The organism is Streptomonospora sp. PA3 (assembly GCF_009728995.1).
Lineage (GTDB): Bacteria > Actinomycetota > Actinomycetes > Streptosporangiales > Streptosporangiaceae > Streptomonospora.
Genome location: NZ_VTZW01000006.1, coordinates 84,724 through 110,018 on the forward strand (window position 1 = coordinate 84,724; position 25,295 = coordinate 110,018).

Here is a 25,295-nt window from a genome sequence, read left to right on the forward strand (position 1 = left end):
AGGCAAGGGAGGCGCAGCCAATGGCGCTGCCGGAGAACGAGAACGGCGAGGAGCAGCAGGGACCGGTGATCCGCGACAAGCGTCGGATAGATCCCGAGACCGGTGAGCTCCGCACGCCCGAGGGAGCCGCGGACGCCGCTCCCGACTCCCCCGAGGCCGAGGTCGCGGCCGACGAGGAGCCCGTCGTCGTCGACGACACCGCCGCGGGCGGCGAACTCCTCAAGGCCCGCGAGCAGATCGCGGAGCTGACCAACGACCTCAAGCGCATCCAGGCGGAGTACGCCAACTACCGCAAGCGCGTCGAGCGCGATCGGGTGGCCCTGCGCGAGCAGGCGACCGCCCAGGTGGTGGGCGACCTCCTGCCGATCCTCGACGACATCGGCCGTGCCCGCGAGCACGACGAGCTCACCGGCGGGTTCAAGTCGGTCGGCGAGGCCCTGGAGGCGCTGGTCAACAAGCTCGGGCTGCGGAAGTACGGCGAGACGGGCGACGAGTTCGACCCCAACGTCCACGAGGCGCTGACCATGGTGCCCTCGCCCGACGCGGTGCCCACCGTCGTCGAGGTCTTCCAGCCCGGCTACACGATCGGCGAGCGGGTTCTGCGCCCGGCACGCGTGGTGGTCGCCGGTCCGGGGGACGATGCCGCTGAGGCGCCGGAGTCCGCCGAACCCGCCGAGTCCGCACCGGAGCCCGGCGGGCAGGACACCTCCGGCGAGGAGTCCGGTCCCGACGCCTCCGGCGGGGCGGCAGAGGACAAGCAGTAGACCGCCGGGCCCCGGGCGCCGCGCCGGCGCCCGGGGCGCGCGGGCGCCGGCCCCTTCCCCGCGGGCGGGGAGGGGGCGGGGCCCGGACCATTCGACAAGCGCGAAGCGGGAGAAGGCAGACGTCGATGAGCACGAAGGACTACCTCGAGAAGGACTATTACAAGGTCCTCGGAGTCTCAAAGACCGCCTCGCAGGACGAGATCAAGCAGTCCTATCGCAAGCTCGCGCGTGAGAACCACCCCGACGCCAACACCGGCGACCCCAAGGCCGAGGAGCGCTTCAAGGAGATCTCCGAGGCCTACAACGTGCTCAGCGACGAGAAGCGGCGCAAGGAGTACGACGAAGCCCGCTCCCTCTTCGGCTCCTCCTACCGGCCCGGCGGAGGCACCGGTGCGGGCGGGTTCGACCTGGGCGACCTGTTCGGCCAGGGTGCGCCGACCGGCGGAGGCGGGGGCGGCGAGCGGCTGAGCGACCTGTTCGGCGGCCTGTTCGGGGGCCGCGGCCGCACCACGACCCAGCCCCGGCGCGGGGCCGACATCGAGACCGAGACGCGGCTGACCTTCGGCGAGGCCGCCTCCGGCGTCACCCGGTCCTTCCAGCTCAGCAGCGACGCCGCCTGCCCCACGTGCCGGGGCACCGGCGCCAAGGCGGGCACCGCGCCGCGGGTGTGCCCGAAGTGCTCGGGCACCGGACACGAGAACCGCAACCTGGGCGGGTTCTCGCTGTCGGAGCCCTGCAGCGAGTGCAAGGGGCGCGGCCTGGTGGTCGACGACCCCTGCCCCACGTGCAGCGGCAGCGGGCGCGGCAAGAGCACCCGCACGATCCAGGCCCGGATCCCGGCGGGCGTCTCCGACGGCCAGCGGATCCGGCTCAAAGGCAAAGGCGCGCCGGGCGAACACGGTGGACCGGCCGGAGACCTCTATGTGGTGGTACATGTGCAGCCGCACCCCGTGTTCGGCAAGTCCGGCGACAACCTGACGATCACCGTTCCGGTGACCTTCCCCGAGGCCGTGCTCGGCGCCGATGTGCGGGTGCCGACGCTCAACGGCCTGCCGGTCACCGTGAAGATCCCGCCGGGTACGCCCAACGGCCGCACGTTCCGCGTCCGCGGCAAGGGCACGGCCCGGCGCGACGGCACCGCGGGCGACATGCTCGTGACCGTCGAGGTGGCGGTGCCCGCGCACCTCAGCGACGATGCGCGCGAGGCACTGGAGAAGTTCCGCGCCGCGACCGCGGACCAGGACCCGCGCAGCGGTCTGGAGACGCGCGCAAAGGGGATGTGAATGTCATGACCAATCCGGGACTGGGCGACGACATCCCGGTCTATGTGATCTCGGTGGCCGCCGAGCTGTCCGGGCTGCATCCGCAAACCCTGCGCCAGTACGACCGCCTCGGCCTGGTCTCGCCGGGCCGGGCCGCAGGGCGGGGCAGGCGCTACTCGATGCGCGACATCCGGACACTGCGGGAGGTGCAGCGGCTCTCCCAGGAGGAGGGCATCAACCTCGCCGGGATCAAGCGCATCCTGGAGCTGGAGGACGAGGTCGAGAAGCTGCGCGAGCACGTCTTCCACCTCCGCAACGAACTGGACGCGGCCCGGTCGGCGGTCGCGCGGCGCTCGGCGGGCGATACCGGGGGCGGCGAACTGCTGCCGGTGCGGCGCACCCGGGTGACGATCTTCAACACCTCTCCGCCGCCCGAGCAGGATCAGTAGCGGCCCGCCGGGCAGAGCCGGCCGTCCCGGGGCGGTCGGGACGGGCGGCCTGTGCCGCTCCGGGCCCACCGGGCCGGCGGCGGGCCGGGCGGAGCTTCCGCGCCGGCACCCGGCACACCACTGACAACCGCATAGCGATCACGCGCGAAGGGGGCGGCGAAGCATGAACTACAAACTCACCACCAAGAGCCAGGAAGCCGTGTCGGCGGCGGTGCGGCGCGCCACCACCGACGGCAACCCGCAGGTCGAACCGGTGCACCTGCTCGCCGCTCTGCTCGGCCAGGGCGAGGGGATCATCCGCCCGCTGCTCAAGGAGGTCGGCGCGGCCCCCGACGATCTCGCGGCCAAGACCGACCAGGCGATCGCGGGCCTGCCCAAGGCCGCCGGCAGCACGGTGGGTGCACCGCAGAGCGCGCGCCAGTTCATCGTCTCGCTGAACACCGCGGCACAGCGGGCCCAGCAGATGGAGGACGAGTTCGTCTCGACCGAGCACCTGCTCGTGGGCCTGGCCGCTGACGGGGGCGAGGCGAGCCGGCTGCTCAAGGACGCCGGCGCGACTCCCGAGGCGCTGCTGGAGGCGTTCGACCGGGTCCGGGGCCCGGGCCGGGTCACCACGGAGAACCCCGAGGACACCTACCAGGCGCTGGAGAAGTACGGCATCGACCTCACCGGGCGGGCGCGCTCGGGCGCGCTGGACCCGGTCATCGGCCGGGACTCCGAGATCCGGCGGGTCGTGCAGGTGCTCTCCCGGCGCACCAAGAACAACCCGGTGCTGATCGGCGAGCCCGGCGTGGGCAAGACCGCCGTGGTCGAGGGGCTGGCCCAGCGCATCGTGGCCGGCGATGTGCCCGAGTCGCTGCGCGACAAGCGGCTGATCGCGCTCGACCTGTCGTCGATGGTGGCCGGCGCCAAGTACCGCGGCGAGTTCGAGGAGCGGCTCAAGGCCGTGCTCAACGAGATCAAGGAGAGCGACGGCCAGGTCATCACCTTCATCGACGAGCTGCACACCGTGGTCGGCGCCGGCGCGGCCGAGGGCGCCATGGACGCGGGCAACATGCTCAAGCCGATGCTGGCCCGCGGCGAGCTGCGCATGGTCGGCGCCACCACGCTCGACGAGTACCGCGAGCGGATCGAGAAGGACCCGGCGCTGGAGCGCCGCTTCCAGCAGGTGCAGGTGGGCGAGCCGTCGGCGGCCGACACCATCGCGATCCTGCGCGGGCTCAAGGGCCGCTACGAGGCGCACCACAAGGTGCAGATCGCCGACTCGGCGCTGGTGGCCGCGGCCACCCTGTCGGACCGCTACATCACCGCCCGGTTCCTGCCGGACAAGGCCATCGACCTCATCGACGAGTCCGCCTCGCGGCTGCGGATGGAGATCGACTCCCGGCCGGTGGAGATCGACGAGCTGCAGCGCACCGTCGACCGGCTGAAGATGGAGGAGATGGCGCTGGACAAGGAGTCCGACGCCGCCTCCGTGCAGCGGCTGGAGCGGCTGCGCGCCGACCTCGCCGACCGCCAGGAGGAGCTGACCGCGCTGGTGGCCCGCTGGGAGCAGGAGAAGGCCGGGCTGAACCGGGTCGGCGAGCTCAAGGAGCGCCTGGACGATCTGCGCACGCAGGCCGAGCGCGCCCAGCGCGACGGCGACTTCACCGAGGCGTCGCGGCTGATGTACGGCGAGATCCCGCAGCTGGAGAAGCAGCTGGACGAGGCGTCCTCCGCCGAGGAGGAGGCCGGGGACGCCGACGAACCGACGATGGTCAAGGAGGAGGTCGGCGCCGACGACGTGGCCGACGTCGTGTCGTCGTGGACGGGCATCCCCGTGGGCCGGCTGATGGAAGGCGAGACCGCCAAGCTGCTGCGCATGGAGGAGGAGTTGGGCAAGCGCCTGGTCGGCCAGGACGCGGCGGTGGCCGCGGTCTCCGACGCGGTGCGCCGCGCGCGCACCGGGATCTCCGACCCCGACCGGCCCACCGGTTCGTTCATGTTCCTGGGCCCCACCGGCGTCGGCAAGACGGAGCTGGCCAAGGCGCTGGCGGAGTTCCTGTTCGACGACGAGCGCGCGATCGTGCGCGTCGACATGAGCGAGTACTCCGAGAAGCACTCGGTCTCGCGGCTGGTGGGCGCTCCCCCCGGCTACGTGGGCTACGAGGAGGGCGGCCAGCTCACCGAGGCGGTCCGCCGCCGGCCCTACACCGTGGTGCTGCTGGACGAGGTGGAGAAGGCGCACATCGAGGTCTTCGACACCCTGCTGCAGGTCCTCGACGACGGGCGGCTCACCGACGGCCAGGGCCGCAGCGTCGACTTCCGCAACACACTGCTGATCATGACCTCCAACCTGGGCTCGCAGTTCCTCGTCGACCCCTCGCTGGCCAGCGAGGAACGGCGGGAGCGGGTGATGACGACCGTGCGCAGCACCTTCAAGCCGGAGTTCTTGAACCGGCTGGACGACCTGATCGTCTTCGAGGCGCTGTCCACCGAGGAGCTGACCCGCATCGTCGACCTGCAGGTGGACCGGCTGGCCGCGCGCCTGAGCGAGCGGCGGCTGCGACTGGAGGTCACCCCGGCGGCGCGCGAGTGGCTGGCGCTGACCGGCTACGACCCGGTCTACGGCGCCCGGCCGCTGCGCCGGCTGGTGCAGGCGGCGATCGGCGACCCGCTGGCCAAGGCGATGCTGTCGGCCGAGTTCTCGGAGGGCGACACCGTGCTCGTCGACCTCGACGAGAACAGGGACGCCCTGAGCGTCCGCCGCGCCGAGCCCGAACCCGCCCCGGCCTGACCCGCGGGATCGGGTGCCCCTACCGGGGCGCACACTCACGACGGCCCCGGCGATCCCGCGCCGGGGCCGTCGTCGTGTCGAGGTAGGCGTGCGGCGCGGTCGCCCGCCCGAGCGGGTGCGCCGCCTCTGCTCAGATCACGTCGGAGTCGTCGTGGAGCGACTGCCGGGTGCGGTCGCGGCGCACCATCATGAGGATGATGGTCAGGACGACCACCGCCACCCCGGCGACCATGAAGATCATGCCGATGGCGTCCAGGTCGAGTCCGGCGACGTCGGCGGTGATGCCGTAAGCCAGCACGGCCCCGATGACCACCAGGAAGATGCCGAGTCCGATTCCCATTCGCTGCCTCCGCACCGCATCAGTTGGGTCCCGTTGGCTACATCTACCCGTTTGGCGCCCCGACATCCCGGAAACGCCCGCCCGGTCCCCGATCGGTCCGATCTCACACCCCGCCGCCCGCGCGGCCGCCGCAATCGACCCGTGTCGACAGGCTCTTCGGAATCGGGATCCCCAACCGGCCTCTGGATATGGTGAAACGAGGCGACGAAGAAGGTGGCACGAATGGTCGCAGTAGACATAGCCGCCGACCTCAACACCGAGGACCAGACCGGGTACGTATGGGCGTTCTTGGACGAGGCGCGGGATCCGTCGATCATCGTGCCCGGTGCCCTCGTGGTTGCGGGTGACGACGATGCACCCGCCGTCGCCGTCGTGGTGGACCTGACTCCCCACCCCAGCGGCACCGTGGTTCGTCTGGACGTATTGCCCGGTGCGCTCGAACAGTACGTCGCGCTCGCCAAGCGGGTGGATGCCGCGGCCTGAGTCTGCGGCGCGAACGGCGGCGGCCCGGTGCGCAGGGGTCGTGCGCACCGGGCCGGGGTTTCCGGGGCGGTTGTGCCGCTCCCGGAGGTCGAGTGGACTTTAGAAGGCCGACTCGGGAACCTCCATCAGCTCCAGGGTCGTGTCGTCCACGATCTTGCGCTCGGCGGCCAGGCGGGGCAGGACCTGGTCGGCGAAGAAGCGCGCTGCGGCGATCTTGCCGGTGTAGAAGTCGCGGTCGGCGTCGCCGGCTCCGTCCAGCGACGCCAGGGCCACCTCGGCCTGGCGCAGCAGCAGCCAGCCCAGCACCAGGTCGCCGGCGCTCATCAGCAGGCGGGTGGTGTTCAGGCCGACCTTGTAGAGCTCCTCGGTCTGCTCGCTGGAGCGCATGAGGTCGCCGACCATGGTCTCGACCATCTTCTCGACGTGCTCGGCCCCTTCGGCCAGCGCGGCGCGCTCCTCCTTGAGGCGGCCGTTGCCGGCCTCGCCCGCGGCGAACTCCTTGATCTCGCTCATGAGCCGGCCGAAGGCCTCGCCGTTGTTCTTGACGATCTTGCGGAAGAAGAAGTCCTGCGCCTGGATGGCGGTGGTGCCCTCGTAGAGGGTGTCGATCTTGGAGTCGCGGATGTACTGCTCGATCGGGTAGTCCTGCAGGTAGCCGGAGCCGCCGAGGGTCTGCAGCGATTCGGCCAGCAGCGCATACGACCGCTCGGAGCCCACGCCCTTGACGATGGGCAGCAGCAGGTCGTTGAGCGCGTCGGTGGCGCTGTAGTCGGCACCCTCGTGCTGGGCGATCTGCACCGCGTCCTGCTGGGTGGCGGTGTAGATGACCAGCGCGCGCAGGGCCTCGGCGTAAGCCTTCTGCGTCATCAGGCTGCGGCGCACGTCGGGGTGGCGGGTGATGGGCACGCGCGGCGCGGTCTTGTCGGCCATCTGGGTCAGGTCGGCGCCCTGCTTGCGCTCCTTGGCGTACTCCAGCGCGTTGAGGTAGCCGGTGGAGAGCGTGGCGATGGCCTTGGTGCCCACCATCATCCGGGCGTGCTCGATGACCAGGAACATCTGGCGGATGCCGTCGTGCTTGTCGCCGACGAGGTAGCCGATGGCCGGGTGCTTGGCGCCGAAGGTCAGCTCGCAGGTGGTGGAGGCCTTCAGACCCATCTTGTGCTCGACGTTGGTGACGTAGACGCCGTTGCGCTCGCCGGGCGAGCCGTCCTCGTTGATGAGGAACTTGGGCACCAGGAACAGCGAGAGGCCCTTCGTACCCGGCTTGGCGCCCTCGGGGCGCGCCAGGACCAGGTGGAAGATGTTCTCGGTCATGTCCTGCTCGGCGGAGGTGATGAAGCGCTTCACCCCCTCGATGTGCCAGGTGCCGTCGCCCTGGTCGACGGCCTTGGTGCGGCCCGCGCCCACATCGGAGCCCGCGTCGGGCTCGGTGAGCACCATGGTCGCGCCCCAGCCGCGCTCGATCGCCTGGTGGGCGATGCGCTTCTGGGTCTCGTTGCCCTCCTGGTAGAGCACCTTGGCGAAGCCCGGCCCGGCGGCGTACATGTGCACAGCGGGGTTGGCGCCCAGGATCAGCTCCGCGGCGGCCCAGGCCAGCGAGCGGGGCGCGTTGAGGCCGCCGAGCTCCTGGGGCAGGTCGAGGTTGTACCAGCCGGCGTCCATGTAGGCCCGGTAGGACTTCTTCAGGCTCTCGGGGAGGGTGACGCTGCTGGTCGCCGGGTCGAAGACCGGCGGGTTGCGGTCGGAGTCCTCGAAGGACTCGGCGACGACGCCGGTAGCCAGCCGGTTGACCTCGTCGAGGATGGTGCGGGCAGTGTCCTCGTCCAGTTCCTCGAACGGGCCGCTGCCCAGCACGTCCTGGCGCTTGAAGACCTCGAAGAGGTTGAACTCGAGGTCGCGCAGATTGCTCTTGTAGTGCGTCATTCGCGCGCTCCGCTCGTCCCGGCCGCTGTGTGTGCACACGCGATCTACTGACTGGTAACAAAACCCATGTTACTACCCGGTAGGAGGCGGCGGCCAGCGGGGACGGTCACACGACGGTCCCCAAGGGTGCGGATCTTGGAGGGTGCTTCCTGACGCTGCGCAACCGCGACCGGTGACCCGGTGTAATCCGGAACGGAGACGGGTCGTGCCAACCTTGAAGTCCCTGGTCACAGAGTTCCTTGAAGATCGCGCCGCAGAGGGTCTGTCGAAGCACTCTGTCAGTAGCTACTCCCAAGCGCTGACCCACTTCACCGCGTACATGGGACCGGACACGGATCCCTCCGAGGTGACCCGCCGCGACATCAAAGGCTTTCTCGCGGATCGTCGCGCGAAGGGTGAGGCTGTCACCACCCTTGCGAATCGTCACGCGTCCTTGTCGGTCTTCTGGTCATGGCTTATCGAGGAAGAAGAAGTCTCCGACAACGTCGTGAAGAAGGTCACGCGTCCCCGTGAGAAGGTCAAGCCGGTCCCGCTGGTCTCCGCAGAGGACATGTCAGCGCTGCTGAAGATCGAAGCGCGAACCCCGTTCCTCACGGTGCGCAACCGCTGCATTCTCCACCTTCTGTACGACACGGGTATCCGTGTCGGAGAGCTGTGCAACTTGAAGCTTGACGATATCGACTTTGATACCCAAATGCTGACCGTCCGGGGCAAGACCGGAGAGCGGACGATCCCCTTCGGTAAGACGTGCTCGGTTGCCCTTCGACGCTATATCCGTCGCCGTCAGTACCATCCCGGTAGCGGTAGCGACCGGGTTTTCATCGGGTCGAAGGGTTCCACGCAGGAAGGGACCGTTCTTCACATGATCCGTGAGTACGGGAAGCGCGCGGGTATCGGGAAGATCTACCCGCACATGTTCCGTCACAGCTACGTGGATTCCATGCTGTCTGCCGGGGCAACGGTCTTGGATGTGCAGTACCTCTGCGGTCACGCGTCGCCGCAGCAGATCATGAACCGCTACGGGATAGCGGGTAAGCGTGACCGTGCGATCCTTGCCCATCGTCGACTGTCGCCGGGTGACAGGTTGAACGGCTGACATCGGACGGAAGCGGGGACGGTGACCGTCCCCGCTTCTCTTTGTCTTCCTCCGTCAACCAAAGTTGACGCAGTCGGCAACGGGATTAAGGGATTTCCGGGATGAGCTACTAGCCCGACTCCCTAGAGCAACACATGTGTTATTAACACACGTGTAGTGCAGCAGGGGTAAGGGGCGGCGGAGGTATCCCGGAAACCCCTTCCTCGACCCCTCGACGGTGTTACCGCCTATGGGTGGGGTTCCGGTAACCCGCTTTCAAGATCAAACCCGAAGACCCCCACCCCTCCGGTGATGGGATGAATCCGGTGATCCCGCTTTACACGAACCGGTCCCGTGCAAATCGACTCCCAAAAACCCTATGGTCTATGTGACCTGCGGTTTCGCAAAAGCTAGTCGATGATGTGGATCAGGTACCACCAAGCTGTACGGGGGAGCGTGTGTGTTAAATACACATGTATGTGTTGGTAGGGGCGAGTAGCGGCTGAGTGATCCACCTGATCGATTCTCCCGAGTCGCGGTGACGCTCCCTGACGGTCCCGACTCCGGTAGACCCTCAGCCGTCCCGGTCGACCGTCCGGGTCGCTCTCAGCCGCTTCCTGACGCTCTCCGGTGTACCGCGCGGGTCGACGTCTCCCGATGCCCTGACGGTCGAGGCTGAGCCGCTTCCTGACGGTCCCGGTCGACGTCTCCCGATGCCCTGACGGTCCCGGTCGACCGCCAAACCCGATGCCGGCATCCCGTGACCAGCGCTTTTGTTCACGATCGAGATGATCGAGATACCCGCCGCCGCTGCCCGCCGCCATTAATGAATCAAGGTGCGCATGCGCAGGCGTGCGCGCGCGGCAGTGAAGGTCGGTTTTGCTCAGTTCGAGATGATCGAGATACCCGCCGCCGCCTGCTGCCCGCCGCCTTTTATGTAATTCACTGCGCATGCGCAGGTACGCGCGCGCGACATCCGAGGTCACCCGCTGGGCGTGACCTGCGCAGGTAGAGCCGCTGGGGGTCACCTCCGCTGGGGGTCGCAGGTCGACGCGCGTCCCTGCTGCCCGCTGGGGCAGCGTGATTACGTCCGGACAGCGGCATACAAAGCGCTGAGATCAACGCTCCCGGCCTAACTCAGAGCGTCGCGTGTAATCCCCTAGGTCCGATACCCGACCGCTTAGATTCGATCTGAGAGCTTCAGTGCAGGTCACGGGTAGCTGTAGCGGTTAACCCTGCTGCTGCCTACCGGAGCAGCGGGTGTATCGGTGCAGGTCAAGGCCGCAATCAGAATGCCATTCGGTTATCGCAGCCGACACGTCAAACGCCTAATCTTGGAGAACAACAACGATCTTGGTTTTATTCCCACTTGCTCATGTGCCGTGCGTCACCCTCCGATGTGACTGTGTGTACCCGAGACGTCGACAGCGAGTAATCCTCAACTGTTCATAACAATGAACCTACTGCGGAATTGAGGTGGCAGCGGGCAGCCGTCGACTGCCAGCAGCCAGCGGCTACGTGCACAGCGTCACTGGTTGAACACACCAGGTAGCCACTCAGCGGAGGGGCGAAGGGGCGTAGACCCCGCGCGCTACAGCGCAGCATTTTTGAAGCCTACCGGCGACTTTTCGCAGCTCACAACCCTACGGCTAACTCTCAGTGCTGCGCACGTACTTAGACCGCAGGGTCAGCCGTAGCGCTTCCCACCTGGTGACCCGAGACGACTGCGAGACACCTTCAATACGCTGCGTAAACGCCTGACCACGAAGTGTGGTACAATAGGACATAAGGGTTGATACCCACATGAGACGGACAGGAGGTGACCCGATGCCCGGACTTTCCATCCCAGGTGTTCAGGGATTCCAGAAGGCGCGACCAGACACCAGCGATGTCGACGACTTCCGCGATATGACTATTGCGGCGCTTCACCGCGACGGCGCGACAATCGAACAGCTTACGAAGGGTTTCGCGTGCTCCCGCGCGACGATCTACCGCCGCATTGCAAGGGGTAACGAGCTGCTAGATGTTGCTCCGGAGAATGATGGACCATGAGAAAGCTTACTCCGGAAGCATGTGCCGAAATCCTGAAGAACCTTCCCTCCGGAGTTGTCCCGCCGTCCGACAAGCTGTTGGCTAAAGGACACGCGGGAAAGCGCGTGGAGCGATTGCAGAGGTCTTTGCAGCGACTCGGGATTCAGCTTACGGAGTACGGCGTAGACGGGATCTTCGGGGATGAAACAGAAAGCGCGCTGAGGTCGTTTCAGCAGCGCTCCGGAATCCTTGTCGACGGTGTCTACGGTCCGAATACCGAAAGCGCGATGCTGGAAGCTTTCACGAAGCTGGACGACAAGCACTGGAGAGAAGCCGCTGAGCGGACCGGATCCGTATACAGCGAGGGATTTCGAGGACGTGTGAAGGGACTCGCGAATCGGTACTCCGTAGGGAAGTACTTCGAGCGATACGAAAAAGAGAACGGGACGCGTCCCGTACCGCCAAACAGTACAGGAGGCAGTAATGCCTAAGAAGGACTCGGGATTCTCCGAGGATGAGCTTCGGGAGCTGTATCGACTTTCCCGAAGCGGCGTACCGGTCGGGAAGCTGGTCAAGCGCTTCGGGCTATCCGAAGACCTTGACGGGGTCACCTTGATCCACCAAGCGCTTTTCGAAGCGGGGAAGCTGGTCGCGGAAGACAACCGGACTGAGCGTCTTCGCGTTGAGGCTCAGCGCGCATACGACGACACTCGACGCCTTCACGAGAAGGCAGAAGCGAGTAACGCCAGAAGCGAGCGTAACAAGCTTGCGAACAGGGTTGGTAAGAAGCTTGCCGACCAAGAACCATTCACCGACGACGAACGCGAGTTCGTCTTGAACCACCTAAAGGAGACGACATGAGCACACGTGACCAGATTGCCGCAGCACTACGCGGACGCAACCCCAACGAAGAAAAGCAGCAGCGTGAGCGATCCGCGAAGGCAGCGAAGGACGCTCAGGACAAAATCCGCTCCCGTGCGCGAGAGCTTGTCGAAGAGCGCGACCTAACCATGACCCGAGCGCTACAGATCGCTGAGAAGGAGAACAAGGACGCTGTTGCCCAGAAGCACGCTGAGGAGAAGAAGCGGCGCGACTACGAAGCGGTACGCGCCAACTCGGAGCGCTCTTCGCAGCTTTCCGATCGTCTACAGGACGCGATCAAGCGCAGCGCCGCTACCAAGACATACACCGACGCTGGTGGACACCAGCGACCGGTGAAGGACTGACAGACTTTCAGCGCGCTCCCGTGGAATCGGTCGAGCGCGATCCCTAAGGCGGGCTTCTCTCACCCGCGCGTCGGGGTGAAGGGTTGCCGTAGCGGGACGGCGACCCTTCGCCCGGACACCCCTCGGTTGAAGCTGGACAGCTCCCGAGAAACCCCAGGTCAACGGATGCCGGCGGAGGTCGGCTATGAATGCCAACTCGGCGGGAAGCGCCGTGGGACAATAGATGTACCGGGTCAGCAAGACCCGGAGACGAAAGCTCCGAGCAACGTGGAAGACCTCAGAGAGGATCGCCCCCACGTTCACCCGGAAGGGTGTGACTCGGAGACAGCGCGAGTAGGAACGCGCGAGAGATGAGACTGAGTAACCCGACCGACTGACGAGACGTTCATTGCAGCGTCACCGGTCCGCTTGGATGAGCGAGCGTCGGAGAGACGAGAGAACGGCTGAGCGTAGACGGTGGTTACCCCATAGTCCGCTCCGTAACGGGACGTGAGTCGGCACCCGAGTTCCCCCTGAAGGTCTGTGCGGTCACTCGTGTGACCGCTTCCTTTCAACCTTTCTAACTGTAAAAAACCGATACACGGGAGGTACCTATGTCTGAATCCAAGTCAGAACTGAAGCGTTGCACCGCGCGGCTTGCGGGTGCGGTACGTGCATACGGAAACAACCATCCAAGGACTGAGGAACTCCGCGCGGAGTTCCATGCGGTTCACTACGCGCTTGCTTGGGACAAGATGAGTGAACGTCTCGGATACATCGACTCCGAGACGATCCGGGAGACCATTGACGGTCTTCTTTCTGAGCTGGACACACGCGGAGAGTCCTATGGTCCGCTGTGACCCTAACTCGCAGACACAACCGTCTATACGCGAAACAGAGCAAGACCCCAACCCTTACCAACAGATACAGCCGATTGGAGTAACCGTGAATCACGAATACAGAGCAGTAGAGCTGACCCCTGAACAGGTCTATGAACCGTCCCGCTACGATCCTTCTTTTCAGGATTGGGATGGTGGACTGAACTACACCCACGTTCGCGTGACGGTCGACGAATCGACCGGAGCGACCTACGAAGGGGTATGCCGTCCCGAAGACGTCGGGAGCGACCGACTACACAACCGCGCGGGGGGCGAGGATGAATGACCCGATCGATTTCCGTTGCCCTACCTGTTCCGCTGAGAAGGGTTCTCCCTGTAGCGGTCCAATGTTCTGGGACCGCAAGGTGCACCGGGACCGTGAGAAGCGCGCGGAAGGGTGGGACGCTGCGGTTGCGACACTGCGGAACCGTGTAGCTAAGGCGAAAGTCCCCAGCAAGCCACGGAAGACCGTGACCCCGATCGGGGGAACCGACGATCAGCATTACGCACTCGCTTTCATGTGTCCTGCGAAGGGTTGTCGAGCTGCACCGGGAGAGGAATGCAGCTCTCCCAGAGTCGACATGCATAAGCAGCGGTTGGACCGGGGACACAAGGCGAAGCTTGTTGCGGAGCAGTGAAAACTTCCCGATCACACGTCGAGGACAATACAAGCGTATTGCCGAGAGTGATTTATGGGAGAATAGGAGAGGGGCGATCTCCCGGCTGAGAGATCGCCCCTAACGAAGAGCAACGTTTTCGATTGGAGAACAACTATGTAAGCACTCAGGACCACCACAACCCGAAGTACTCAGGAAAGGAACCCGCTTATGTACACGCCCACGCAAGAAAGTAACCTTACAAATGAGTATACCACGTACACAGTTCATCAGCGTCGAAGACGCTTACAGCAAGTACACCGAAGCCGGTTGGCAGATCGTCCCGGTCAACGGGAAGACCCTTGCGGTCAAGGGTGCAACCGGACGCGACGGACACACCGAATCCGTCCCGCCTAAGAAGGGTCAGAACGTAGCGCTTCGCCTTCCCCGTGGCGTTATCGGTATCGACGTCGACGCCTACGGCGACAAGCCCGGTGCGGAAACGCTGAAGGATTGCGAAAGGAAGTGGGGGAAGCTTCCCGCAACCGACCGCAGCGGTTCTAGGGAAGCCCCCAGCGGGATCTACCTGTACCGAGTCCCGGACGACTTCGAGGCGATCACCGCACTCCCCGGTATCGAGCTGATCCAGCACCATCACCGCTACATGGTCGTTGAACCGAGCACGCACCCCGTTACCGGCAAGGCGTACCGCTGGGAACCGGTAGGTGATTCGCTGATGGTGCTCGGTGGAGTCGAAGCACTTCCCAAGCTGCCGGATTCCTGGCTTGAAGGGCTGCGCGCGACCAATACCGGAAAGCCACTGAAGCGGACGGAGAGCGCTTCGGACTCGCTGAGCGAAGGCAACCCCTGCGGCAGCGTCACACACGCTCTGGAAGCCTATGAGAAGCGGGTACAGGACGGTTCCAGCCGTCATGACGCGATGGTCGCCGCACAGTACCGCTTGATCCAGCTCGGGTCGGAGGGACACCCCGGAGTCGGTGCGGCAATCGACACGTTGGAGTCGGTGTTCGTCCCGGAGGTGTCGGCCGACCGCAAGGGCGGCAGTCGTGAAGCACAGCGCGAATGGGACACCGCGTTAGACGGTGCGCTGCGGCTGGCGGACGACCCCGAAGCGCTCGGGTGCGACTGCGACGGTGCACAGACCAACCTCCCGGATTCGTTCTGGGAGTCGCGGGAGTCGCTGCGACACATCCGTCAGGCTGCACACTCCCGGACCTCCAGTGCGGACGTGGTCTTCTACGCGACCCTTGCGCGCATGTCCGCCATGGTCGACTACCGCACCCGTGTGGACACCGGAGTGAAGGAACCGGCTTCGCTCAACCTTTTCGTCGCTGTGGTCGGCAGCTCCGGAGCGGGCAAGACCTCCGGTGTTTCCGGGGTGCGAAAGCTGATGCCGGCACCGGCTGACCTGGACTTTCGCGACGGTCTTCCCATGGGTAGCGGCGAAGGGATCGCAGAGGCGTACTACGGGACCGTGTGGGAGGAAGACCCCAGCGGCGGGACCAAGAAGGACGGGACTCCCAAGGTGGTCTCCGTCCGCAAGCAAGTGCGGTGGAACTGCTTCTTCTCCCTGGACGAAGGCGAGAACCTCACGAAGCAGTTGGAGCGCTCGGGTACCACGATCGGTCCGACGCTGCGGAGCGCTTGGGTCGGTGATCTGCTGGGGCAGGCCAACGCGCGGCAGGAGACCACACGGGTACTGCCCCGGGGTGAGTACGCGCTCGGCGCGCTGATCGGGTATCAGCAGGAAACCGCAGCGGCGCTGCTGGACGACTCCGCAGCGGGGACACCTCAGCGGTTCCTGTTCTGCTCCGCGACCGACCCCAGCATCCCGGACAAGCGCATCCCGCATCCGGGAGAGCTGAGCGGCTATCTGCTGGGACCGGACAACTCGTTTGTCGATACCGGACCGCTGACGCTGGAGTTTCCCGAAGACCTCAAGGACGAGATGTTCCGGGAGATGCGTTCGTACGCCACGGGTGAGGCAGTCATTGAAAACCCGCTGGATTCGCACCGGTCGCTGATGCGGGCGAAGGTCGCGGCGTTGCTCGCACTCTTGGACGGTCGGGTTGAGGTCACCCGTGAGGATTGGGACCTTTCCGGTGTCGTCTGGGAGACGTCGTGTGCGGTACGGGATTCGGTCGTCTCTTACAACCTCGCTGAGAAGACCAAGCGGGAGGAAGCCGCGACCCGCAAGCGGGTTGAAACCGAGCGACGGCTTGAAGTCGCGCGGACGCAGGCAAGACCCAAGCTGGAGAAGACCGCTAAGGCTTTGGCGAAGAAAGTTCACGACAAGGGACGCTTCCCGGTCGGAGAGCTGCGCAAGACCCTTCGCTCCGACACGCGTGAGTTGTTTGCTGAGGCGACCGACTACGCGGACGAACAGGGTTGGGTGGTCTTCGACGAAAACGAACGGGTCTTCTACCCCGGAGAGTCGAAGCCATAAAAAAGTCCACGGTGGACTTTTTGTCCACCCCTAAAACCGCAGGTCAGTAGGGGTGGACCACCGTGGACAAAAAGTCCACGGTCCCTCGCGAACGAACCCAAGTATAAACCTCTAGTCCTTACGTTCAATACTATATTTACGCAGGTCACAGAGTTATAGGGCTAGAGAGCGGAGAGATGACGGATTTTCGTTCCTCCGCGCGCGACCGTGGACTTTTTGTCCACGGTGTCCACGGTCGCTGACCTGCGAAAATAAGGTCCACCGGGGTGGACATAATCCCCTGAGCTGGGGAAACTATGTCCACCCCAGGTCAGAGCGTTGATAAGGAGAATCATGGAATGTCGTTACTGCGGGAAGCGTCCCGCTGGTGTCCCGTTCAATCGTAGCGCTCCCGCTTGCGGTGAATGCTACTCCGGATACTCGAAGATCAAGAAGCACGAAGTCAAGGCGAAAAAACGCGGACTTCCCGTGGTGTACTTCCTGCGGGAGGAAGTCTACGACTACGCTGAACCGCTGTGCGGTATCTGCCTTGAACCGGTCGATATGGACACCCCGTGGATTCGCGGCGAAGACTGTCCGGGTTACCCGGTAATGGATCACATGATGCCGTTAGCGGCGAACATCGGTCCGCATCCGGGACACAGTCCGGTCAATGCTCAGTTGGCGCATGCGTCATGCAACGCGCAGAAGAAGGACCATGCGGTGATGATCCTTCAAGGGGTGGAGTTTCCCGCTCGGTTCTTCTGCTGTGTTCCGTGGCGCAAAACGGAGCGGTTGCATTCTCCGAGGTGTCCGGCAGCATGACTGAAGGCGACGGCTGAGCCGTCGCCTTCTTCGGACCACGAAGGCCGCAACTAGACCCGGTCGGCTGCGGGTAATGCGCGACCGTTACAACAGTCGTTGTCACAGTTCAGGTACCGGAACCGTTAAGACTCTTTACAGTTGCTTGCGGGCTGTCAGAGGGTTTTCACAATTGCACGAGCGTGACCAAGAGAAGACCCGGTGAACGCCCCTCCTGTTCACCGGGTCAGCTTCTCCAGTCCGCGACTCTCACCCCAGCGTCATCCCCGCGTTCAACCCCTTCGGGAAGACGTCACCGGGGTTCGCGTCCGCGACCACCACGTCAACGGTCTTGCAGACCCCCTCGTCATCGATCACCGCAATGTGTCGCGTCCCTCCGGTCGACATCTGGAAGGAAGCGAGGTTCTCTGAGGCGGTCACCGTGACACCCGCGATGATCACCGACATCCCGCGACCCCGTGACACCGCGACACCACGGGAGCGCGCTTCCATCAGCAGCAGCTCCAGTACATGCATTGAGTCCATACACCAACGGTCACGGTCGCCTGAGCGGTTTCACAGCAACCGCAGTCTTCCCGCACAGCAATGGTGGCGGTTGCACGTTGCTGCATAGGCTTGACGCGTGGATGAAACAGGGTTCGGGGCGAACCTCGCAAAGCTCCGCGAACTGTCAGGACTCACACAGCGGCAGTTAGCCAACCGCGTAGACGGGTCGGCTTCTTCCATCTCCCGATGGGAATCGGGAACCATCACTCCGAGGCGGTCTGACGTCGAAAAACTCGACTCGGCTCTACATGCCGGCGGTCGGCTTCTACGGACCTGGGAGAGCGAGACGTCAGGGTCACAGCTTCCCCCGTGGATGCGCTCGGTTGGGAAGCTCGAAGACAAAGCGGTGTCGATTGACACCGTCGCTGTGTCGACCGTTCCGGGACTCCTCCAGTCCTACGCCTTCGCTCGTGAGGTGTTCCGCGCGGGTCGACCGTCCGCGACTTCTGAGGAGCTGGACAAGCTAGCTCGGTTGCGGGTCGAGCGCTACGAACGGCTGACCCGCAGCAATGACCCGTTCGTCACTGCGGTGTTTCCGGAGTTCGCTCTCCGCTGGACTCCCGAAGCCGTCAGGATCGATCAGGTCAAGGCTCTACTTGCCTTCGCTGAGCGGGAACGGACCTCGATACACGTGGTCCCCGATGGCACGTTGCTGCTGTCCCTGACGGCTGCGGTTCACGTCTACCGCTTGGGTGACGGAACGATCGTCGCTGCGAGCGAACACGGTAACGGGAGTCTGGTGTACGACACACCCGCTCAGGCTGCGAGGATAGACGGGTTCATCCGGGACGCACTGACCCGCGCGCTCCCGGAAGCTCACACCGTGAAGTTGCTTGAAGGGATGCTTTGATGCGTTCTCCCGATGGGTTCCATAAGTCCAGCTACAGCGAGTCGGGTTCCCACTGTGTGGAGGTGTCGGAGGGTCCCGAGACACGTGTCCGCGACACGCAGAACCGCGACAAGGGACACCTGACGTTCCCCGCTGGTGAATGGAAAGCGTTCCTCGAAGGTCTCGAAGACCTCTGACCGCTGCGACTTCGAGGGGGACACCCGACGTCGGGTGTCCCCCTTTGTCGTGTCGAAGGGGGTCATAATGTGACCCCCATTGCGCTGACCTGCGAAGTACGGGAGATGTCCGCAGATCCCTCGCGTATACAGTATGCAATCCTAACCCGCTGAGATTGCAACCTTCGGTTGCAACTCTGACCGCTCCGGCCTACAGTCAGCGTGTAATCACAAAACGAACGGGTCACCGGGAGCGCAAACGGCTACCGTCTGCGACTCCTCCCAGGTCAGACACCTCACCCGTTGCGGAGCGCAGACTACTGAAAGTGCTCTTGTAGTGCGTCATTCGCGCGCTCCGCTCGTCCCGGCCGCTGTGTGTGCACACGCGATCTACTGACTGGTAACAAAACCCATGTTACTACCCGGTAGGAGGCGGCGGCCAGCCGGACCTACCGCAAGGACACTCAGCTCTCTCGGAGCACAGAACAGCTCGACGTGGTTGCGGTTATTTCATTTGCTTCGGATAATTCACTAAGGAGGGGGAACGGTTTGAGGAACGACGAGGAGGAAGCATGGCTGTACTGTCGTCGCACCCGGACTCCACGCAGGTCGAGGCGGCCGCGAGTGCACTCCCCCGGATCCGCCATTACCTGGAAGAGCACCCCGAGCCCTTGACCCGCGTCCCCGTGGTCGCCGAGGACAGCGGCCAGGGACTGGTGCTCCCGCGCTCGGCCGTCGAGTTGCTCGCCGCCGTGCTCGCGCACATGGCGGCAGGACGCGGCGTTTCGATCGTTCCCGAACACGCGGAACTGACGACTCAGCAGGCCGCGGACATGCTGAACGTCTCGCGCCCTTACCTGGTCGGCCTTCTCGAAGCCGGCGAGATCGCGTATCGCAAGGTCGGCACGCATCGAAGAGTGCGTGCGGCTTCGCTGCTGGAGTACATGCGCGCCGACGACCAGCGCCGCCGCGAAGCCGCCGATGACCTGTCCGCGGTGACTCGGGAGCTGGGCCTGGACTGAGATGCCCTTCACCGTCGTCTATGACGCCAACGTCCTCTACCCGAGCACACTGCGGGACCTGCTCATCCGAGTGGCGCAGGCGGGGCTCGTCCAAGCGAAGTGGACGCATCGGATCCTCGATGAGGTTTTCGACAGTCTCGCGGCGAACCGCCCCGATCTGCCTGCCGATGCCCTGCGTCGCACACGGCAACTGATGATCACAGCCGTCCGCGACTGCCTTATCACGGGATACGAGCCGCTGATCGAATCCCTGCGCTTGCCCGACCCCGATGATCGCCACGTACTGGCGGCCGCCATCCGTGCACGGGCCCAGGTCGTCGTCACCGAGAACCTGTCCGACTTTCCTGCATCGGTGCTGGGCGACTGGGACATCGAGGCCAAGAGCGCCGACGAGTTCGTCCTGGACCAGATCCATCTGGATCGAAAGGTCGTCTGGTCCTGCGCGCAGCAGATCGCCGATTCGTGGCGCAGGCCTCCCGGAACGGTCGCCGACGTCCTCGCGAACCTGCAACGCAACGGGTTGCACGCGGCCGTGGCCGAGCTTCAGGCCGAATGAGCCGCGGCGGGGCGCGGCCGCCGTGCCGCGCCCCGCCGGCTGCGGGGGTCCGGGGTGCGCCTCAGTGCCCGCCGTGGGAGTTCAGGCGTCCGGCCGCCCTGTCGATGGCCGTCTCGACGGCGCCCACGCGGTCGGCCAGGAGCCCCACCGCCCCGACGGCGCGCGTCAGCGGGTCGTCGCCGTCACCGCCCAGGGCCTTGGCGCGCCGGTAGGCGGCCTTGACCTCCTCCCAGCGCCGGGCCTGCTCGGCGGTGAGCGTGCCGCGCAGCTCGGCGAGCTTGAGCAGGTTGGCCTCGGCGCCGGAGGTGAGCGTCTGCGCCTCGCCCAGGTAGTGGTCGTCGATCGCCGCCTCGAGCTCGGCGTCGTTCATCACCGGGACGATCTTCTCGGCCAGCCGGTTCATGTTGCGGTAGGAGCCCTGCAACCGGAACGGCGGCTCGGTGCGGGACTCCTCGGCCTGGGCCGCCGAGGCGATGTAGGCCTGGTTGGCGGCCAGCACCACCTCCTGCACCCGCACCAGCTTGGCCAGCACCGCCTGGATCTGCTCCAGCTCCACCCGGGAGTAAGGATGGGAGAGCTGGTCGGCGCGCACCGAGTCGTCGCCCCTGGCCATGCGCACCAGCAGCTCGACATCACCGCGCTCGCGCGATGAGAGCGGAGCCAGCACCGGGTTGGACGTCAGCGCGTTCTCGATGTAGCTCAGCGCGAACAGCTCGTCCCGGCCGGAGAGCACGTCGCCCAGGTTGTAGACGTCGGCGCGGTTGGCGAGCATGTCGGGCACGCGGAACCGGCTGCCCTGCTCGGTGTAGGGGTTGCCGGCCATGCACACCGCGAACCGCTTGCCCCGCAGGTCGTAGGTGCGGGTGCGGCCCTCCCACACGCCCTCGATCCGCCGCTGGCCGTCGCACAGCGAGATGAACTTCTGCAGCAGCTCGGGGTTGGTGTGCTGGATGTCGTCCAGGTACAGCAGCGCGTTGGAGCCCATCTCCAGCGCGAACCCGATCTTCTCGACCTCCTGGCGCGCGGTGGCGTCCGGCGCGTCGGCCGGGTCCAGCGAGGTCACCGCGTGCCCCAGCGCGGGGCCGTTGACCTTCACGAACACCAGACCCAGCCGGTCGGCCACGTACTCCATCAGCGTGGTCTTGCCGTAGCCGGGCGGGGAGATGAGCAGCAGCAGCCCGCTCTGGTCGGTGCGCTTGTCGTCGCCCGCCGCGCCGATCTGCTTGGCCAGGTTGTCGCCGATCAGCGGCAGGTACACCTCGTCCAGCAGCCGGTTGCGCACGAACCCGCTCATCACCGAGGGGCGGTACTCCTCCAGCCGCAGCCGGGAGCGCTCGCGCGCCAGCAGCTCGTGCCGGCGCCGCTGGTAGTCGCGGAAGGCCGGGACCCGCTCGGTGCGGAAGCGGCGCACGCGCGCCAGGGTCTCGTCCAGCCGGAGCCGCATTCGGCGGTCGGCGACGCGGGGATGGGCCCCCAGCAGCCCGGTGACCTCGGTGCTCAGTTCGGCCGCGGAGTCGCGGCGGTCCACCGCCGTACCGCACAGCTCGATCGCCACCGCCTCGGCGAGGTCGGGACCGGCGTCGGCGCCCGCCGAGGCCAGGTAGGACTCCAGCCACGCCGTCACCAGCTGATGGCGCGCGGCCAGGTCGGCGCCCAAGGAGCGGAGATCGCGCTCGAACTCCTGCTGCGAGGCCGCGGCGGTGCCGCTCAGCGCGCGGCGGAACCGGTCCAGCAGCGTGCGCGCCTGGGCTCCGGTGACGAAACCGCCGCCGCGGGCCAGCTCCTCGAACAGGTACTCCCCCGCCAGCCCGGACCCGCCGCCGGACTCCGCGTCCGCGGCACCGTCCCCGATCGCGTGCCCCAGTCCCGCCTCGGCGAGGAACGCCGCCACGGCGTCCTCCAGTTCGGCGCACAGGCCGCCGATCGCCGGGGAGCGGTGCCCGCCGAAGGCGTCGCGTGCGCGCGCGAGCGAGGCCGCCCGGGTGGACCAGGCCGCCTTGGCCTCCCGCGCGGCGCCGAACGCCCAGAACAGCTGGGCGGCCGAGCGGGCCGGCGCGGGGTAGCGCAGCAGGTCCGCGCCCGTATGCAGGCGCAGCAGGGCCGCCAGCAGCAGCGCGGCGTCGTGGTCGTGGACCCCGCGCTCATAGCCCTCGTCGTAGCGCTCCTCGGCCGCCGCGCGCACCAGCGGCAGCAGCCCGGCGGCGGCGTCGTCCTCGCCCCGGGCCGCCGCCCGGTGCAGTTCGGCCGCCGAGACCGGGCCGGCGCCCGCCTCGGCGTCGGCCAGGATCGACACCGCCAGGTACTCGGCGCGGTAGACCTGCGGGCTCTCCGACACCACGGACTGCTCCCACAGCGGGCGCGTGGCCAGGAAGTCCGGGTCGGTCACCGGCGCGCGGAAGTCGGTGCCGGTGATACTCAGCGACATCGCGCCGTCGCCGGGCACCAGGGTCAGCTCCAGCGGCTGGGTGTTGACGGCGAAGCGGTGCCGGCCCAGCCGGATGGCGTCGCCGCCGTCGTAGAGGTCGACGCGGTCGCGCAGCGCCCGCCCGGCCTCCTCGCGCGCGGCCTTGAGCCGTCCCTCCAGCTCCTCGGCGCGCACCGTCTCGCCCAGCTCGCGCAGCTCCGCGGCGCTGGAGCGCAGCCGCGCCACCATCGCGTCGGAGGCGAAGTAGGTGTTGACCTCCTCCAGCGAGTCCAGGCCCGCCACGCGGCGGGCGACGGTGGCCAGCACCCGCTCGGCCGACTCCGCGATCCGCTCCGCGCGGCGCGCCCGCTGGTCGAGCAGCGCCTGCTTGCGGGCGGAGAACGCCTCGTAGACGTCGTCGCGCTTGGCGGCCAGCTCACCGAGGAAGTCGTCGAACTCCGCGAACCGCGATTCCAGGTTCTCCAGCTGCAGCATCAGCCGGCCCAGTTGCTCGTCGCACTTGGCGGGGCTGTCGGCGGCCGCGAGCGCGCCGGTGACGGCCTGGCCCAGCAGTGCGAACTCGGCGGCGAACTCCGCACGCCCCTCGGCGTCCAGCAGCTCGCCGCGGCGGGCCTCCAGGGTGGCGCGCGCCCGGTTGACGCCGCCCAGCACCTCGCCGATGCGCTCCAGGATCGCGGTGCGCACGCGGGCGTCGGCGATCTCCAGCGAGCCGACGACCTCGGTGACGATCTCCAGGCCCTCGGTCTGCTCGGTGATGCGCTCGCGCACCGGTTCGGCCTCGGCCGCGGCGGTGATGGCCTCGGCGTCGGCGACGAGCCGGTCGACCTCGGCGTGGTAGGCGCTGAAGGCGTCCTCGCCCTGCAGGAACTCCACGGCCCGCCGGCCGGCCGACCCCAGTTCCCCGGTCAGCGAGGACTCCAGCTCCCCGACGCGGTCGGTGTCGATGTAGCGCATCTCCCGCAGTGTGACCAGGTGCCCCTGGGCGCGGCGCAGCTCGGCCAGCCGGCCCACCCACGCCTCGGCCGAGCGCGGCGTCTCGCCGCGCGAGCGCCGCACCAGCGAGGCGACGTGCTCGGCCGCCTCCTCCAGCGCGCGCTCGGCCTGCAGGGTCAGCGCCTGGACCTTCTCGAACTCGTCGAGGACCTGTTCGGCGGTGGCGCGGACGTCGGCCAGCGGCGCGTGCACGTCGCCCAGTTCCGGGTCGTCCAGCCAGGGGTAGTGGTCGAACACCCGCCGGCAGTTGGCGATCAGCGCCTCGAAGACGGCCGTGGAGGGGGTCATCTCCTCGACCATGCGCGCCACCGACAGGCAGTCGGAGACGCCCCGCACCAGCTCGGCGTTGCCGACCCGCTCCAGCGGCCCGGTGCCCACCGGCTGGGCGGCGGCGTAGTCGTCGGAGACGTACGGCGTCTGCCACACCTGCATGGGGTGCACCCGGGTGGGCTCCTCGGAGCCGGCGCGGAACACCACCAGGGTGCCGTCGTCGAACAGCGAGTACCCGTGGCAGGGGATCGGCGCGGCGACCTCCTTGCGGATGACGTTGTAGGGCAGCAGCAGGCTGCGGCCCTCCCGGCGGGCGTGGAAGACGTAGAGCACGTCCTCGCCGTTGGGCGAGCGCACCGCCTTCTCGAACTCCAGCTCCTCCAGCTCGGTGTCGAAGGTCTTCACCGTGCCGGTCGCCAGGTAGTAGCCGCCGGGGAAGATCACGCCCTGGTCCTCGGGCAGCCGCCGGCACGCCTGGCCGATGCCGTCCAGCCGCACCACGTCCTTGGTGCGGGTGTTGAACACCAGGTAGCGGGCCTCGGCCTCGTTGTAGGGCAGCACGCGCAGCAGGATGAGCGCGCCGATCCGGGCGTAGGAGACCTCGGCGTCGGCGAGGCTCTGCAGCGGCTCGTCGACCGGTTCGCTGTAGATGCCCTCGCCGACCTCGGTGTTGTTCTCGATCTTGACGGTGAGCGTGCCGCCCACCGTCTCGACGAACAGCTCGCCCAGGATGGAGATGTGCGGGTGGCGCCCCAGCACGTGGTCGTCGCGGGTGGCGGCGGTCCACTCGAAGTCGTAGGGCGGCGGGAACACGTGGTCGCGCTCGCCCCGGTTGTCCAGGTAGGTGATGGCCCCGGTGGCGCCGATCTCCCAGCGCAGCACCCGCACGTCCGCGGTGCGCGGGCCGGTCTGGAAGACGGCGAGCAGCTTCTCCTCGACCCGCCGCAGCTGCATCAGCCGGGTCTCGCGGTAGTAGCGGTACAGCTCGCCGAAATCGCGCTGGAACTGCGGATCGGCCAGCAGCTCGGGCAGTTCGGCGAAGTCGGCGGTGTCGAAGCGGAAGGCGCCCGAGCCGCCCTCGGGGTCGCGGATGAAGGTGTGCAGCGAGAACACGTCGCCCACGGCCGTCTCGGGTTTGAGCCCGATGAACACGTTGTAGCCGAAGAGCATGAACCCGTTGACCGAGATGATGTCGCGGGGGACGCAGTTGTTCTCGGTGCGGATCCGCGCCGTGCCGACCAGGGACAGCTCGTTGCCGCCGAACACCTCCACGCGGCGGCTGTTGAGAGCCTCGGCCCGGCGGGCCAGCTCCGCGGCCTGGGTGGCCAGGCGCGAGCGCAGCACCTCGTAGGTTCCGGCGTCGAGCTCGCTTCCGGTGGAGGGGTCCGCCGGGCCGGCGGACCCCTCGGTCGCGACGTCGGTCACCGT

Annotated in this window: 22 protein-coding genes; 18 read left to right on the forward strand and 4 right to left on the reverse strand. The window is 66.6% G+C overall.

Annotation, left to right across the window (positions count from 1 at the left end; translation table 11 throughout):
* Positions 1 to 20 precede the first annotated feature (20 nt).
* The 4 genes from grpE (at position 21) to clpB (ending at position 5,251) form a co-directional block, all read left to right on the forward strand.
* A complete protein-coding gene (grpE, locus tag FZ103_RS04195; protein ID WP_155998975.1) occupies positions 21 to 764 on the forward strand; it encodes a nucleotide exchange factor GrpE in 744 nt (247 codons plus the stop codon).
* A gap of 125 nt (positions 765 to 889) precedes the next feature.
* Positions 890 to 2,047, forward strand: coding sequence for a molecular chaperone DnaJ (dnaJ, locus tag FZ103_RS04200; RefSeq protein ID WP_155998976.1), 1,158 nt, complete (start codon positions 890 to 892; stop codon positions 2,045 to 2,047).
* A gap of 5 nt (positions 2,048 to 2,052) precedes the next feature.
* Positions 2,053 to 2,475, forward strand: coding sequence for a heat shock protein transcriptional repressor HspR (locus FZ103_RS04205; protein WP_155998977.1), 423 nt, complete (start codon positions 2,053 to 2,055; stop codon positions 2,473 to 2,475).
* A gap of 163 nt (positions 2,476 to 2,638) precedes the next feature.
* Positions 2,639 to 5,251 (forward strand): ATP-dependent chaperone ClpB, encoded by a 2,613-nt coding sequence (clpB, locus tag FZ103_RS04210; protein WP_155998978.1) that lies wholly within the window; start codon positions 2,639 to 2,641, stop codon positions 5,249 to 5,251.
* 130 nt (positions 5,252 to 5,381) lie between these two features.
* Here clpB and FZ103_RS04215 read toward each other — a convergent pair whose 3' ends face one another.
* Entirely contained in the window at positions 5,382 to 5,591 is a 210-nt protein-coding gene (locus FZ103_RS04215) for a DUF6458 family protein (protein WP_155998979.1), read from the reverse strand.
* A 222-nt stretch (positions 5,592 to 5,813) separates the two neighbouring features.
* On the opposite strand from FZ103_RS04215, the gene FZ103_RS04220 reads away from it, so the two are divergent.
* Positions 5,814 to 6,074 (forward strand): hypothetical protein, encoded by a 261-nt coding sequence (locus FZ103_RS04220; RefSeq protein WP_155998980.1) that lies wholly within the window; start codon positions 5,814 to 5,816, stop codon positions 6,072 to 6,074.
* 99 nt (positions 6,075 to 6,173) lie between these two features.
* Here the strand turns inward: FZ103_RS04220 and FZ103_RS04225 are convergent, their stop codons facing one another.
* A complete protein-coding gene (locus FZ103_RS04225; RefSeq protein ID WP_155998981.1) occupies positions 6,174 to 7,997 on the reverse strand; it encodes an acyl-CoA dehydrogenase in 1,824 nt (607 codons plus the stop codon).
* Between the two features lie 205 nt (positions 7,998 to 8,202).
* Between FZ103_RS04225 and FZ103_RS04230 the strand changes: the two genes are divergently transcribed.
* The 9 genes from FZ103_RS04230 to FZ103_RS04270 all read left to right on the forward strand — a co-directional run bounded on the left by FZ103_RS04230 (position 8,203) and on the right by FZ103_RS04270 (position 17,053).
* Positions 8,203 to 9,093, forward strand: coding sequence for a tyrosine-type recombinase/integrase (locus FZ103_RS04230; RefSeq protein ID WP_155998982.1), 891 nt, complete (start codon positions 8,203 to 8,205; stop codon positions 9,091 to 9,093).
* A gap of 1,806 nt (positions 9,094 to 10,899) precedes the next feature.
* Positions 10,900 to 11,124: a hypothetical protein gene (locus FZ103_RS04235; protein ID WP_155998983.1), complete on the forward strand. Its 225-nt coding sequence runs from the start codon at positions 10,900 to 10,902 to the stop codon at positions 11,122 to 11,124.
* Positions 11,121 to 11,594 carry a peptidoglycan-binding protein gene (locus tag FZ103_RS04240; protein ID WP_155998984.1) on the forward strand — a complete coding sequence of 158 codons (474 nt, stop codon included), beginning with the start codon at positions 11,121 to 11,123 and terminating at the stop codon, positions 11,592 to 11,594. The genes FZ103_RS04235 and FZ103_RS04240 overlap by 4 nt, the downstream gene beginning before the upstream one ends.
* The gene (locus tag FZ103_RS04245) at positions 11,587 to 11,964 is read left to right on the forward strand and encodes a hypothetical protein (RefSeq protein ID WP_155998985.1); all 378 of its coding nucleotides are present in this window, start codon (positions 11,587 to 11,589) and stop codon (positions 11,962 to 11,964) included. Before FZ103_RS04240 ends, FZ103_RS04245 begins: the two co-directional genes overlap by 8 nt.
* Complete coding sequence (locus tag FZ103_RS04250) at positions 11,961 to 12,329, forward strand: hypothetical protein (protein ID WP_155998986.1); 369 nt, start codon at positions 11,961 to 11,963, stop codon at positions 12,327 to 12,329. The genes FZ103_RS04245 and FZ103_RS04250 overlap by 4 nt, the downstream gene beginning before the upstream one ends.
* A gap of 593 nt (positions 12,330 to 12,922) precedes the next feature.
* A complete protein-coding gene (locus FZ103_RS04255) occupies positions 12,923 to 13,168 on the forward strand; it encodes a hypothetical protein (RefSeq protein ID WP_155998987.1) in 246 nt (81 codons plus the stop codon).
* Positions 13,169 to 13,253: 85 nt separating this feature from the next.
* On the forward strand, positions 13,254 to 13,472 hold the full coding sequence (locus tag FZ103_RS04260; protein ID WP_155998988.1) for a hypothetical protein: 219 nt from the start codon (positions 13,254 to 13,256) through the stop codon (positions 13,470 to 13,472).
* Between the two features lie 575 nt (positions 13,473 to 14,047).
* Positions 14,048 to 16,249, forward strand: a complete 2,202-nt coding sequence (locus FZ103_RS04265; protein ID WP_155998989.1) for a bifunctional DNA primase/polymerase — start codon at positions 14,048 to 14,050, stop codon at positions 16,247 to 16,249.
* A gap of 333 nt (positions 16,250 to 16,582) precedes the next feature.
* The gene (locus FZ103_RS04270; RefSeq protein ID WP_155998990.1) at positions 16,583 to 17,053 is read left to right on the forward strand and encodes a hypothetical protein; all 471 of its coding nucleotides are present in this window, start codon (positions 16,583 to 16,585) and stop codon (positions 17,051 to 17,053) included.
* A gap of 246 nt (positions 17,054 to 17,299) precedes the next feature.
* Here FZ103_RS04270 and FZ103_RS04275 read toward each other — a convergent pair whose 3' ends face one another.
* Positions 17,300 to 17,575 (reverse strand): hypothetical protein, encoded by a 276-nt coding sequence (locus FZ103_RS04275; protein WP_155998991.1) that lies wholly within the window; start codon positions 17,573 to 17,575, stop codon positions 17,300 to 17,302.
* A gap of 97 nt (positions 17,576 to 17,672) precedes the next feature.
* Here FZ103_RS04275 and FZ103_RS04280 point away from each other — a divergent pair, with 97 nt between their 5' ends.
* The 4 genes from FZ103_RS04280 to FZ103_RS04295 all read left to right on the forward strand — a co-directional run bounded on the left by FZ103_RS04280 (position 17,673) and on the right by FZ103_RS04295 (position 20,179).
* Positions 17,673 to 18,446: a Scr1 family TA system antitoxin-like transcriptional regulator gene (locus FZ103_RS04280; RefSeq protein ID WP_186355794.1), complete on the forward strand. Its 774-nt coding sequence runs from the start codon at positions 17,673 to 17,675 to the stop codon at positions 18,444 to 18,446.
* A complete protein-coding gene (locus FZ103_RS04285) occupies positions 18,446 to 18,622 on the forward strand; it encodes a DUF397 domain-containing protein (RefSeq protein ID WP_155998992.1) in 177 nt (58 codons plus the stop codon). The genes FZ103_RS04280 and FZ103_RS04285 overlap by 1 nt, the downstream gene beginning before the upstream one ends.
* A gap of 551 nt (positions 18,623 to 19,173) precedes the next feature.
* Positions 19,174 to 19,623, forward strand: coding sequence for a helix-turn-helix domain-containing protein (locus FZ103_RS04290; protein WP_155998993.1), 450 nt, complete (start codon positions 19,174 to 19,176; stop codon positions 19,621 to 19,623).
* A gap of 1 nt (position 19,624) precedes the next feature.
* A complete protein-coding gene (locus FZ103_RS04295) occupies positions 19,625 to 20,179 on the forward strand; it encodes a PIN domain-containing protein (RefSeq protein WP_155998994.1) in 555 nt (184 codons plus the stop codon).
* Positions 20,180 to 20,240: 61 nt separating this feature from the next.
* On the opposite strand, the gene FZ103_RS04300 is transcribed toward FZ103_RS04295, so the two are convergent.
* The gene (locus FZ103_RS04300; protein ID WP_186355795.1) at positions 20,241 to 25,292 is read right to left on the reverse strand and encodes a DNA repair ATPase; all 5,052 of its coding nucleotides are present in this window, start codon (positions 25,290 to 25,292) and stop codon (positions 20,241 to 20,243) included.
* Between the last annotated feature and the right edge of the window lie 3 nt (positions 25,293 to 25,295).